The sequence below is a fragment of the Psychroserpens sp. BH13MA-6 genome (assembly GCF_052983595.1).
Genome location: NZ_JBRJGE010000007.1, coordinates 58,796 through 71,447, shown reverse-complemented (window position 1 = coordinate 71,447; position 12,652 = coordinate 58,796). Strand labels below are relative to the sequence as shown.

General features: G+C 35.8%; 11 protein-coding genes. 5 read left to right on the top strand and 6 right to left on the bottom strand.

The window, feature by feature from the left end:
- Positions 1–22 precede the first annotated feature (22 nt).
- The 4 genes from ACU8DI_RS13495 to ACU8DI_RS13480 form a co-directional block, all read right to left on the bottom strand.
- Positions 23–2,764, bottom strand: a complete 2,742-nt coding sequence (locus tag ACU8DI_RS13495; protein ID WP_447113313.1) for a carboxypeptidase regulatory-like domain-containing protein — start codon at positions 2,762–2,764, stop codon at positions 23–25.
- Between the two features lie 76 nt (positions 2,765–2,840).
- On the bottom strand, positions 2,841–3,719 hold the full coding sequence (locus ACU8DI_RS13490; protein WP_447113312.1) for a GLPGLI family protein: 879 nt from the start codon (positions 3,717–3,719) through the stop codon (positions 2,841–2,843).
- A gap of 115 nt (positions 3,720–3,834) precedes the next feature.
- Complete coding sequence (locus tag ACU8DI_RS13485) at positions 3,835–4,683, bottom strand: GLPGLI family protein (protein WP_447113311.1); 849 nt, start codon at positions 4,681–4,683, stop codon at positions 3,835–3,837.
- An 8-nt stretch (positions 4,684–4,691) separates the two neighbouring features.
- The gene (locus tag ACU8DI_RS13480; protein WP_447113310.1) at positions 4,692–5,060 is read right to left on the bottom strand and encodes a hypothetical protein; all 369 of its coding nucleotides are present in this window, start codon (positions 5,058–5,060) and stop codon (positions 4,692–4,694) included.
- Between the two features lie 123 nt (positions 5,061–5,183).
- Between ACU8DI_RS13480 and ACU8DI_RS13475 the strand changes: the two genes are divergently transcribed.
- The 5 genes from ACU8DI_RS13475 (at position 5,184) to ppk1 (ending at position 10,994) form a co-directional block, all read left to right on the top strand.
- Positions 5,184–6,749, top strand: coding sequence for a sensor histidine kinase (locus ACU8DI_RS13475; protein WP_447113309.1), 1,566 nt, complete (start codon positions 5,184–5,186; stop codon positions 6,747–6,749).
- Positions 6,742–7,419 carry a response regulator transcription factor gene (locus ACU8DI_RS13470; RefSeq protein ID WP_447113308.1) on the top strand — a complete coding sequence of 226 codons (678 nt, stop codon included), beginning with the start codon at positions 6,742–6,744 and terminating at the stop codon, positions 7,417–7,419. The genes ACU8DI_RS13475 and ACU8DI_RS13470 overlap by 8 nt, the downstream gene beginning before the upstream one ends.
- An 84-nt stretch (positions 7,420–7,503) precedes the next feature.
- Positions 7,504–8,289, top strand: a complete 786-nt coding sequence (locus tag ACU8DI_RS13465; protein ID WP_447113307.1) for a hypothetical protein — start codon at positions 7,504–7,506, stop codon at positions 8,287–8,289.
- A gap of 2 nt (positions 8,290–8,291) precedes the next feature.
- The gene (locus tag ACU8DI_RS13460; protein WP_447113306.1) at positions 8,292–8,906 is read left to right on the top strand and encodes a deoxynucleoside kinase; all 615 of its coding nucleotides are present in this window, start codon (positions 8,292–8,294) and stop codon (positions 8,904–8,906) included.
- A 54-nt stretch (positions 8,907–8,960) separates the two neighbouring features.
- Positions 8,961–10,994 (top strand): polyphosphate kinase 1, encoded by a 2,034-nt coding sequence (gene ppk1 / locus ACU8DI_RS13455; RefSeq protein WP_447113305.1) that lies wholly within the window; start codon positions 8,961–8,963, stop codon positions 10,992–10,994.
- On the opposite strand, the gene ACU8DI_RS13450 is transcribed toward ppk1, so the two are convergent.
- Together ACU8DI_RS13450 and ACU8DI_RS13445 are read right to left on the bottom strand one after the other, a co-directional pair.
- Positions 10,968–11,969 carry an App1 family protein gene (locus ACU8DI_RS13450; RefSeq protein WP_447113304.1) on the bottom strand — a complete coding sequence of 334 codons (1,002 nt, stop codon included), beginning with the start codon at positions 11,967–11,969 and terminating at the stop codon, positions 10,968–10,970. The genes ppk1 and ACU8DI_RS13450 overlap by 27 nt on opposite strands.
- Before the next feature lie 57 nt (positions 11,970–12,026).
- On the bottom strand, positions 12,027–12,521 hold the full coding sequence (locus ACU8DI_RS13445; RefSeq protein WP_447113303.1) for a hypothetical protein: 495 nt from the start codon (positions 12,519–12,521) through the stop codon (positions 12,027–12,029).
- Between the last annotated feature and the right edge of the window lie 131 nt (positions 12,522–12,652).

Genomic DNA, 12,652 nt, shown 5'->3' with positions numbered 1-12,652 from the left:
ATGGGTTGGTAACGCCCAACTCTTATAAGGAATAAATGACCCTAAGCGTTACAAATCGCGGTTGGATAAAATACTCTGTAGTACTCACCGAAAAGTTACTCTGACTGTTGTTGAATCGGGATTGGGTATTCAATAAATTCGTGGCACGAAGCTCATACTCTAGTTTGGCATCCTTATCCTTTCGGTACGCTAGTGAGGCATTCCACAGCTCATTACTATTTAGCGTTCTCGTTTTATCACGAGTTTCGTTATAGGTGAAATCCGTTTTAAAGGTCACTGATTTCCAGATATACGCGTCAAATTCGACAGTTGGTGCATGCGTGTAAAACGTGGTGTTGTTGCCACCTTGCTTGTTATTATTGATGCCATAACGGTAACTCACCTCAACATTGGGAGCAGACTTAAAATTGGTGCGTAATTGCGCGCGATAGTTTTGATTATAGCTCTCGTTGACCGAACGTCGATCTTGAATAAATTGATTGAATTTAGAATAGGTGAAACTGCCGTTTAAAGTGGCTCTAATCTTTCTGAAATTTCTTTGAAAGCGACCAAAAGCATTAAAAGTTTCATCGGCAAATCCCGAATTAAATGGTGAACTTGTTCGAATAATACTTTCGAAATTGGAAAGACTTCGAATTTGATCAATACGTTTGCTATAACTCAAATTTCCGAAGACGTTGGTATAATTGAACATATTAAAACTAAAGTAGCGCAAACTCACATTATGTGAGGTTCCATTCTTTAAGGTTTGATTTCCTGAGAAATAGGAATCATAATTATTCATGACCAAACCTCTCGCTAATTGCGTAACATCGGTAAACTCGGTTTGCATACGGTAATTAAAATCGATATTTTCACTCTTTTTCAATTCCAGTCTCACATTTAAATCGGGCAATAATCTAAAAAAGTTGTCATTATACTCTGTACCAAACTGGGTGTTTTTAGCGCCATAGATGTGCGCAGAAAATCCTGGAGTTACAGTAAACTTCCCTGTTTTTAAACGGTAGTGCGTCCCCAAATAAATATCAGTAAAATTATACTTGATATCGTTGGTATCTAAACCGTCGTTGAAGTTAGGAGCCGAATCAAAGACACTGCCATCCTCTAGAAACTGAAAGATATTACTATCGAAATCTTGTCGGCTTAAAATGGTTCCTAAGGTAAAGTTAATGTTGCTTTTATTATTCAAGACATTCCAATAATCTAATTTCGCATCCAATTGATTGGACTTGATACGTTTATCTTGTGCTATATCATAATTATTTAAAGTCTGGTCAAAGCCTAATCCTGCTGCGGTATTATCAAATGGATCACGATCTTCGGGATTGGCATTGTTGTTCGTTGGATCATTTTCCAACAACGCATTATAAAATGGATCTTCATCTTGAATTAAATGCTGTGCTTCCAAAGCAAAAATATTCCGCTCATCCATGGTATAATAGTAATTCAATTCTTGATTAATACTATACGGACTGTTCTCCTCAAACTGCAAGGTACTACCAACGACAGACGATGTAAAATTCTGATCTTGGGATTCTTTAGATGTTCGACCAATGACGGCATAATCTAATTGATTATTGGTATTGGGCTTGTATTTTGCATTGAGTTTGAATAAGGCCAAATCACTTTTCTGCTGCGTTTTACTTTCGGTATCTTCATCTGGAATTCCTAAATCGGCATCGGTATATTGAACAGAACGGTTTTCCTGAAGCCCAACTCTTGAACTCGTGAATATAGCAAAACCGCCAAGGTCTAAGGTTTTCTTTGGCGAGTAACTGAAATTAGCCGCTCCAAACTTCGTCTCGATACTTTGAGCCTGATTATTTTGAAGACTGAGAAACCCTAAATTATTATTTCCTAAATTGATATTCGTCCCACTTTGTTGACTTGGCGGATTGAATCCTCCTGAAAAATTGAAGAAATCACGTCGTGTAAAGGCAACTTCTCCCGTGTTATTGATATCACCAATGAGGTTGATACTGTACTTCGGACTGTAATAAAAGAGTTTGGGTTGCACGAGGTAAAGTCCGTCATTATCAGCAACGCCTGCACCTGCTGTGATATCACCAAACCAAAAATTCTTTTTCCCTTCTTTGAGTTTGATATTAATGGCAATATTATCTTGATTGTTTGTCACACCACTTAATTGTCCAACATTCGAGTAATTTTTCAGTACTTGTACTTTATCGACCGCATTAGACGGAATATTCTTGGTCGCCAATTTTGAATCGCCATCAAAGAAATCCTTACCATCCACCATCACTTTGGAGACCACTTTGCCTTCAACTTCTATTTGGCCATCATCATTGATTTCAACGCCAGGTAATTTTTTTAAGACGTCCTCCAATTTACGTTCTGTACCGTCTTTGAAGGAATCAGCATTATAAACCAAAGTATCCCCTTTGATGGTTACTGGCATTTCATAAGTGAGTTCCACTGCAGCTAAGGCATTGTCTGTTTGAAGCGTATAATCCTTAGATATATTTGCTTCCTTGGTTGTCATCTCCTCGGCGAGCGTTTTCATTCCTATATAGCTTACTTGAATACTGTAAGTGGTGTTTTTATCTAAATCTAATTTGAACTGACCTTTATCATTGGTGATGGCATAGGAAGCCATGGTTTTCGTTGCTTTGTTAATCGCGATGACATTAGCCAGCTCCAAAGGTTCTCCTATACTATCTTTAACGACACCTCTTACTGAAATTTGCGCATTAAGAATGCTAGTGGTTGCCAATAGCAACAGGATCACAAAAAAATGTTTCATTGAATTGAATAGTTAAATGTTTCTGACAATCGTTCAATGTGGTCAGACACGTTTTTTGATTGATTTATTTGATTACTTAATTTCTTCTACCACGTCCTCGACCACCATACATCTCGCGCATCTCTTCAATTTTGTCTTTCATGATTTGATTATATTCATCACGTGTGACAACTTCGCCTTTTTTTGGTTTTTCAATAGTCGCTTTCTCTTGAGGGTTCATGGTTATTTTTGTACAGAGCATAACGGTTCTGTCTGCAGTTACTTCTAATATCAAACCAGGAAGTCCATGATACTCTGCTGGACCAATACTCACAGGGATTTGCGGTGTATACCAAGCAGTAACTACCACAAATTTCGGAACTTCAACCTCATCAAAAGGATCCTCATTCTTAGTGGAATCTGCTTTTTCTTCACCTTCCTTCTTTTCTTCATTATCTCTATTTCTCCTTCTCATACTCATGAAATCCATTTCGTCCACTTTTTTGGTAGTGGTCGCTTTAAAGCACGTATATTGACCAATTTGCTTGGTTTCATTTTCTAGTTTCCATTCCAAATTTGGTAGCGAATCCTTTACTAAAAACTGTTTTCCGAAAAACTCCTGTTCTTGTAAAATGATTTTATCCTTCATGTTTCTATATTGCGGACCTCCTGTAAAACTGCTCATCATACCAGACCACATACCTCTACCAGAGCCAGGTGCTTCGAGTTTTTCTTCCTCTTTATAGGTAGACTCGCTCCTATTGAAATTGAGCACGTAGGTTTTCTCAAGCATACTCTTCATGCGCTCTTCAATCATTTTTCTACGTTGATCGGTCATTTCCCTTCCGCCCCAACTACTCATATCAATAGTCGTCTTTGTTTGGTATACAGCCATACCCTGAAACTCTTGTGCAAAGGTCGTAGCACCTGATAAGAGTAACACTATTAAAAAGGCTCTCTTGGTTATAAATTTCATACTTTTTGAAGTTTAAATTATGAAAAGTAAAGTTACACTTTACAAATCACTTAGACTCCAATTTACAGTATTTGTAAAACCTCTAAAGGTTAAATTTTTCTTAAATCTTTAAGTCCTAACCTCCTATTCTAATCTCAATGGTCTCACCATCATCCCTTCTGTTAGAACGCATGCGCTCTTCCATCTCCTTGAGTTTCTTTTCCATAATAGCGTCGTAAGCTTCTTGGGTGACCACTTTCCCTTTTTTGGGTTCCTCAATGGAAGTAGCCTCTTTCGGATTGAGAACAATTTTACTGCATATAACGGTTTCACTACCATCATTAACCTCTAAAATTAATCCAGGTAATCCTTGATAATTTCCAGGTCCAGTGCTTACTGGAATTTGAGGCGCATACCATGCAGTGATCGTGATGGTCTTCATTTTTGGTACTTTGTTCTCGCTTGTGTTCAAGTCCTTATCGCCATTTATGCTAATACCACTTTCTAGGTCTTCCACTTCTCTGGTAGTGGTTGCTTTAAAGCAAGTGTACTCTCCTATATTTTTGGTATCTGGTTCTAATTTCCAAGCAATGTCTTTCAAATGGTCTTTAATCAAAAAGATTTTACTGAAAGATTCATTTTGATTCACATAGCGTTTTTCTTGAGTGTTTTTATAAAGTACATCAGAACCTCCAGTGTTCACCATCACCATTTCCATACCTTGTGGTTGCGGTGGCGCCAAGGACGCCTCTTCTTTGTAAATGGATTCATTTTTGTTAAATGTCAAGAGGTAGGTTTTTTCAAATTGCTTCTTTAACATTTCAACCATTTGTTGATGCATTCCTGTATCCATTTGGGTGCTATCAAGTTGAATATCAATTTTACGTTTTGACTTATACGTTGCCTGACCTTGAAACTCTTGCGCATTTGCTTTGGTAATACATACCAAAACAACCGTCACTAAAATTTTTACTAAAACTTTCATGTGCCTGTCTATTTATTACTGTAATAGTTGATAGCCGCGTTTCTAATCTTATTCACTGATTTCAAAAATGAGTTAATGTCACTTGTATTGCCATTTACCTTATAAGTTAATGTAGTGGTTTTACCATTAGACATTTTATCGCCATTACATACGACTTCAAATGACACGTCTTCATTCACATTCAGTTCTCCTAAAATCTCCCTAATATCGGCTATTGTAAATGTGGATTCCAATTCTTCAGCAGAATCTATACTGATGGATACTCCAAAATCTTTTAATTTTACCTCTTTTAAGACTTGTTCCTTGTCTACAGAAGTTTCTTGTGCGTAACTAATTGTTGTTAAAAAAATTCCTAATACTACTGCTAAATTTTTCATTGTAATTGTTTTTATGATTAATACTCTACAAATCTAAGTGTCCGTTTTTTGAATTTGAGTTAACCAGTGTTAACGTGTGTTAACCGATTAGTTTTTAAGGGATTTTACAGCTACTTTTGACCTATGAACGATTCTAAGTACAGATACACTTTATACCTTATCATTGTCGTGATACTTGCCACAATAGGTCTCCAAGCCTATTGGAATTACAAAAACTATCTGAGTAGCAAACAACAAGTGATTAATGATATTCAAGTGAGTTTGGATAAAGCTATTGATGACTATTACGCAAATCTCGCAGAAAATAGCACCATTGGTTTTAGCGTCAAAGGCATGACTCAAAAAGATTTTATCTCCACTGGAAGGTTTGACAGTATTCTCACTTCTATTGAATCTTCAAGTGCTCTAGGTTTTGGCAATATAGATTCTATCAATCCGAAACTAATGGAAGGCGTGTCTATAGTAAAAGGACCTAAAGCCGATTCGATCATCGAACAAATGCACAAAACAGAATCGTTTGCATTCGACAATGACACTGTTCATAGCTTACAAACAATGGATTTTGATACGTATTTAAATCAACCGAAATTGTTGGATTCTTTAGACATTTCAGAAAAAAACTTAAAATTTTTAACTTCAAAAGTCATTATTTCAATGACTACCGACTCCTTATCATTGATGGGTATTGACACGCTCCTCCAAGCTGAATTGCGCAGAAAAGATATTCAAATTGATTATACCATAAAATATACCGATCCATCGAAAGACATCGATTATTATGATCATATTAATAAAGATTTGGAATCATTGGAGGGATTAAAAAAAGAGCGGCCTTTATCCACGACTTCAAAATCTACTTTTTTACCAAAAAACAGTCAATTAAGTCTTCTGTTCGATCAGGTCTCTGATGATATTATCAGACGTATTATTTGGTCCATTGTCATTTCAACATTATTAGTATTAGCCGTTATTAGTTGTTTGTTTTATCTTTTAAACATTATTAAGCACCAAAAACAATTAGCAGAAGTTAAAAACGACCTCATCAGTAATATTACTCATGAATTTAAAACACCTATTGCCACTATAGGTGTTGCTTTAGAGAGCATTCAAAACTTCAATGCTTTGAACGATAAAGCCAAGGCTAAAACCTATTTGGACATGTCTAATTTACAGCTTTCTAAACTGAACACCATGGTCGAGAAATTATTAGAAACAGCGACTCTTGATAGTGAAAATTTAGAGCTTAATTTAGATCGTTATCCTATTTCCGAAGTGATTAATAGCATTGTTGAAAAACACCAACTTCAAGATTCAGGTAAAACTATTGAGAGTGACATAGATGAAGATATTTTTGCACATGTAGATGTCTTCCATTTTGAAAATGCCATTAATAACGTCATAGACAATGCCGTAAAATATGGCGGTAACCAAATATACGTGACATTGAAAAAACAAAACGCAGCCATTGAGATCACTATTTCTGATAATGGCACAAGTTTAACCAAAGCCAACAAGGAACAAATTTTCGAAAAGTTCTATAGAGTTCCAAAAGGAAATACACATGATATTAAAGGTTTTGGAATAGGATTGTACTACACGAAAAAAATTATAGAGAAACACCACGGTCGAATAGACTTAGTCTTGAGTCCAAAACAAACCACATTCAAAATCAGTTTACCAGATGCCTAAAACGACTATTTTATTAGCAGAAGACGAACCTGCTTTAGGGCAGATCATTAAGGAAAGTCTTGAAACTAGAGATTTTGAGGTGCTGCTTTGCAAAGACGGAGAAGAGGCTATGGAAACCTATCGCTTGCAATCCCCAAAACTGTTGGTTTTAGACGTGATGATGCCGAAAAAGGATGGATTTTCAGTCGCTAAAGACATTCGGGCCATTGATGACACTATTCCGATTATATTCTTAACGGCTAAATCGCAAACACAAGATGTGGTTGAAGGCTTCACCATTGGTGGTAATGATTATTTGAAGAAACCTTTTAGCATGGAAGAGTTGATTGTGAGAATCAATAACTTATTGCACAGAACGAAAACCCAGCAAACCTCAGAAATATTAGAAATTGGTACATATCGTTTTGATTTCCCAAAGCAGCAACTTCATTTTAAAGACGAGTCACAACTGCTCACACATAGAGAGGCGCATTTGCTGTTTCATCTCATAAAAAACAGAAACCAAGTACTAGACCGCTCGTTAATTTTGAAAAAATTATGGGGTAATGACGATTTTTTCTCAGCGCGTAGCATGGATGTCTTTATTTCTAAACTTCGAAAAAAACTTCAAAAAGATGATGCCATTCAAATAATCAATGTAAGAGGTTTTGGTTATAAATTGGTATGCTAAAATAAGCACTGTAAATTCAACGTTTTAGAATAGTTGTTTAAATACTGTCTTAATTTTTGTAATTTTCAGAGCTAGAACCCGATCATGAGCAGATTCATCGTTGTTATCCTTTTCTTTTTAACTACAGTTTCTTTTGGACAAACCCAAGTAAAAGCTATAGTACTAGATGCCACTGTAATTAAAGCAGACAATATTATCGCCATAGATAACTTCGGAACCTTATATTACACGTTTAACAACTCGTTTTATAAAAAGCCTAAGGATAAGCCATCTATTAACTACAGCAATGTCCAGTTAGGGCAACCAAATACCATCAATGTTTTTAATCCGCTTAAGATTAATTTGTTTTACCAAGACTTTAATACCGTCATTATTCTAGATAATCGCTTGGCAGAAATTTTCAAAATTGACTTTAACACGATTCAACCATACAAAAACATTTCTCATATTTCTACGGGTTACGACAACACCCTTTGGTTATTTAATCAAGACCTTCAGCAACTGGAACTCTTTGATTATAAAAACAACAAGACCAGAGCAACAACGGTACCTGTGCAAACCAATGTACTGGATCTTCAGAGCGACTATAATTATTGCTGGCTGCTCACAGAAAAATATCTTTATCAATATACCTACTTTGGTAGTTTGTTATCGAAAATAGAAAATAAAGGGTATACGGCTATCGCTGTTCATGACGAGAACATTGTCCTGAAATCCAAAAAAGGCCTCTCTTACAAATCGAAAAACAACGACGTTATTGTTCCGTTGGAAATCCCGCAATTGTTAATAAATCAGTTTTTACTAACCAACGAAACCTTGTATATTTACGATCTTGAAAAACTCCATAAATACCAACTAAAAATCAATTAGATATGCACGTTGCCGTTGCCGGAAATATTGGTGCTGGTAAAACCACACTCACAAAATTACTAGCGAAACACTTCAGATGGGAACCACAATTAGAAGATGTGGTAGACAACCCATATCTCGATGATTTTTATAATCAGATGGAACGCTGGAGTTTCAATTTGCAAGTCTATTTCCTCAATAGTAGATTTCGACAAGTGGCCCAAATTCGTGAAAGTGGGAAAGACATTATTCAAGATCGAACCATCTATGAAGATGCGCATATTTTTGCACCCAACTTGCATGCCATGGGATTGATGACGAATCGTGATTTTGAAAATTACCGCTCCCTATTTGATTTAATGGAAAGTTTTGTGGAAGGTCCGGATCTATTGATCTATCTGCGAAGTTCAATACCAAATCTCGTGTCTCAAATTCACAAGAGAGGACGTGATTATGAAAATTCTATCAGTATTGATTACCTCAGCAGATTGAATGAGCGTTATGAAGCTTGGATTCACGGTTATGACAAAGGTAATTTATTAATTATTGATGTCGACAATTTGGATTTTGTGGCTAATCCCGAGGATCTTGGTGGCATCATTAATAAGATAGACGCACAAATCAACGGATTATTTTAAAAAATAGCATTTTCCTAACATTCTTATCCGCAATTTATTCTTTATTTGTGCACTATGAAGTTGTACAATTCAAAATATTATCATCGCGATTTATCATGGCTTCGGTTTAACCACCGCGTTTTGCAAGAAGCTAAAGATCCCATCAATCCACTTTATGAACGCCTAAAATTTTTAGCCATTTTCTCATCAAATTTAGATGAATTTTTTCGTGTGCGTGTGTCAGATATCCGACAGATCAAAACCATAAAAAAGCCTTTAAGAAAAAAGCTCATTACCAAGCCTAATAAGGTTTTAAAAGAAATAAAAAAACAAGTGGATATCCAACAAAAAGCGTTTGGTAGCATATTCCACGAAGAGATTCTCGCGGATCTAAAAAAAGTCAACATTCATCTTATTGATCACCATCAATTCAATGAAACACAGAAAGACATTGCACTCGATTATTATGAAAAGCAACTGATTCCCAAATTACATTTGGAACATGGTTATCACACCACACCAAAGTCTGTATTTGTTGAAAATGAAAGTTCCTACTTGGCTGCAATCACAGACCAAAAGTTACACTTGGTAAAGATTCCTAAAACAGAACCTCGTTTTTTTAGCTTCCCTTCAAAAGATGGCAAGCATTATCTCACCTTTATCGACGACATCCTAAAATATGCGCTGTGTAAGTCGTTTGATAGTGACGCAACTTACTATGCGATTAAAATTTCTAGAGACGCTGAATTATATATAGATGATGAGTTTTCCGGAGATTTGATGAAAAAGATTCAAAATTCGCTTCCGAAGAGAGACAAAGGGCAACCTACTCGTATACTTGTAGATCCAGAAATGCCGAAATCATCCCAAGAATTTTTGAAGGAACTATTGGATGTTACTGGTGCCGATTTAATTTTAGGAGGAACTTATCACAATTTTAAAGATTTTTTCCAGTTTCCGAATCCTACGAGTTTAGACTTGAACTACAAAGAATTGCCACCAATTCCACATCCAGAATTATCAAAAACCATCGATATTTTTGAAACTATTGATCAAAAAGATCAATTATTGCACTACCCTTACCAGTCTTTTGATCCCATTATTGAATTAATGGAAACTGCCGCTACGGATCCTACGGTCACGACCATTAAAATGACCATGTATCGACTCGCAGAAGAATCAAGATTAAACACAGCTATCGCGCTTGCGGCAAAAAACGGGAAGAAAGTCATCTTATTTATTGAAGTCAAAGCACGCTTTGATGAGAGGAACAATATCAAATGGGGCACAATATTTAAAGACAATGGTGCTGAAGTTATCTACAGTTATGCCGATATTAAGGTGCATTCTAAAATTCTCTACATCGAAAGAGAGAAGGACAATAAAACCAAGCGTTATGCCTTAATTAGCACTGGGAATTTTAATGAAAATACCGCTCGGGTTTACAGTGACTTTTCGTTATTGACAAGTCATAAAAAAATCACTAAAGATATCAATAAGGTATTTATGGTTCTTCAGGGCATAACGATTGTTCCTAAAACGAAATTACTATTAGTATCACCATTTAAAACGAGGCATACATTAGAAAAATTGATACAAAACGAAATATCGTATGCAAAATCTGGTAAAAAGGCGCGTATCATTTTAAAAATGAATAGCCTCCAAGACAAGGAGTTGATTGAATTGTTATACCAAGCAAGTAACGCTGGTGTCAAGATAAAGTTGATTATTAGAGGTATTTGTTGTCTCATTCCTGGCATAAAAAATCAAAGTGAAAACATCACTATTATCAGTATTCTCGATCGTTTCTTGGAGCATAGTCGTGTCTATATCTTCGGAAACAATTCTAAAGAAATCATGTATATTGGCTCGGCAGATTGGATGACCAGAAATCTTGATCACAGGATAGAAGTATTAGTTCCCATTTTAGACGAGGATATCAAAAAAACACTTAGAAAGATGATCGATTTACAGTTGAATGATACGGTAAAAGCTAGGTATATCGATCGTGCGCAACAAAATACTTATGTAGAAGATACAGCCGAGACAAAGCTGAGATCTCAATACGCGACTTACTCCTATTTACAATCCCTTAATAAATCCATGTAATCGCGCATGAGTGATCGCATCTTCACTACTTTCTACTAAAAGTACAGGGATATCATTGAAATTTTCGAACAATGAAGCTACGCGTTTCATTTTCTTTCTATGACGCACACTTCTCAAGTAAATAGCAGCTATTTGTGAAGGAAATGCCTTCGCAATTTCCAAATAAATATCGGCATCGTGCTCACCGCTATCGCCTATTAGAATAAAGGGCAGGTCAGGATAGGTTTTTAAGATATTCAAAATTTCTTTCTGTTTTTGGGGCTGATCACCTGACTTTTTTTTGAAGATCGTTTTAAAACTTCGCAGTAAAATAGGTCCTTTTGGGAATACGTGTTGTTTCAGAAAAAATTCTAAATAGCGATAAAGATTCCAAGGACTATGGCTCACATAAAATATAGGATTGGCATTCTTACCAGAAGCACCTTGATGCAATTTCAGATAAAAATCAGCAGCACCTTCTAGGGGAATTCTACTCGCGGCACTTTTAAAAATGCTATTCACCAAAACTTTCCATTTGAGTGTAGATACAACACCTGTATGCAAAATAGTGTCGTCAATGTCGCTAATCACACCAAATTCAGCATGGTCAGACGGAATCAATAATTCTCCAGGAAATCTATTTTCATTTTGAATGCTGCGCTTGATATTGACATCGTCATAGGCTACCTCGAAATTAAGCCAACCCTCCTCATTCGCCATGGCACTTAAACCTTCCAATTGCTCATCAATTTTAAAATAACCATGATCGTCGGTTGTAGTCTTTAAAATAGTTCCATTAGGTAATTTCAGATTTAACTTCGTATGTTTAATCTCGTCACTTTCAAAGCGCTTCCAAGAGTTAATAAAAAGGCCAAATAAGCCCTTTTGTTCAAGATCTATGGTTTCATCTTCCAGAGCTCGTCCACGCATATAAAAATGGGAATCCGTGCCATAACTTTGAAATGTTATAATTTGTAATGGGTCTTTCTTGAACACTAATCGCAGATATTAAGTGCCCAAGATACTAAAATCGTAAAATATAGGTCTTAGGTCTTAGTAGATATTCACCTGTTCATCAATAAGTCGCTCAATATCAGATCGCAATAACTCTAAAGCATCCATAGATTCCTGATGTTTGATAAGAACAATATTCATATCCTTTTGTAATTCGTTGGTTTGATTACCATCAGAGTGCAACTCAGAAAGAGCTAAGTCATGTTCTAATTGTCCTTTCTTGTGATCCAATTCATATATACACGCTATTAATTGATTGAAGGTTTGTTTAAAAGACGTAATCATTTCTTGCTGCTTCGGTAGCGCTTCTAACAGTTGTTCCAACAAGCGATCAAAATCTATATTCACTTTAGAATGTGCACAACCTAAACGATGACTTCTTAAGTTCTTTGGACACAAGGGAATTCGGTCAAAAGTAATCGTACGATCAAGCTGTTTAAAACGCGGTTTGTTTTGCGCATTTAGAGCAACCCTTTCATGATGTAATTGACAGCTAACTACCTGAAATTTCTGAAAGGTTTTTTGTAGCAGCATTAATTTAGTAGCATTAGACATCTTACAAAAATATAAGATTCGTCAATTATATAAAGCCGTATAAATACCCGTTTTTAATGAAAAAAGCCACGATAAACGTGGCTTTTTAATGAAACATATGTTTTATATAA

Bases quoted from the DNA above. Each gene is read 5' to 3' on its own strand.
- ACU8DI_RS13495 (WP_447113313.1), bottom strand. From the start codon at position 2,764: ATGAAACATTTTTTTGTGATCCTGTTGCTATTGGCAACCACTAGCATT.
- ACU8DI_RS13490 (WP_447113312.1), bottom strand. From the start codon at position 3,719: ATGAAATTTATAACCAAGAGAGCCTTTTTAATAGTGTTACTCTTATCA.
- ACU8DI_RS13485 (WP_447113311.1), bottom strand. From the start codon at position 4,683: ATGAAAGTTTTAGTAAAAATTTTAGTGACGGTTGTTTTGGTATGTATT.
- ACU8DI_RS13480 (WP_447113310.1), bottom strand. From the start codon at position 5,060: ATGAAAAATTTAGCAGTAGTATTAGGAATTTTTTTAACAACAATTAGT.
- ACU8DI_RS13475 (WP_447113309.1), top strand. From the start codon at position 5,184: ATGAACGATTCTAAGTACAGATACACTTTATACCTTATCATTGTCGTG.
- ACU8DI_RS13470 (WP_447113308.1), top strand. From the start codon at position 6,742: ATGCCTAAAACGACTATTTTATTAGCAGAAGACGAACCTGCTTTAGGG.
- ACU8DI_RS13465 (WP_447113307.1), top strand. From the start codon at position 7,504: ATGAGCAGATTCATCGTTGTTATCCTTTTCTTTTTAACTACAGTTTCT.
- ACU8DI_RS13460 (WP_447113306.1), top strand. From the start codon at position 8,292: ATGCACGTTGCCGTTGCCGGAAATATTGGTGCTGGTAAAACCACACTC.
- ppk1 (WP_447113305.1), top strand. From the start codon at position 8,961: ATGAAGTTGTACAATTCAAAATATTATCATCGCGATTTATCATGGCTT.
- ACU8DI_RS13445 (WP_447113303.1), bottom strand. From the start codon at position 12,521: ATGCTGCTACAAAAAACCTTTCAGAAATTTCAGGTAGTTAGCTGTCAA.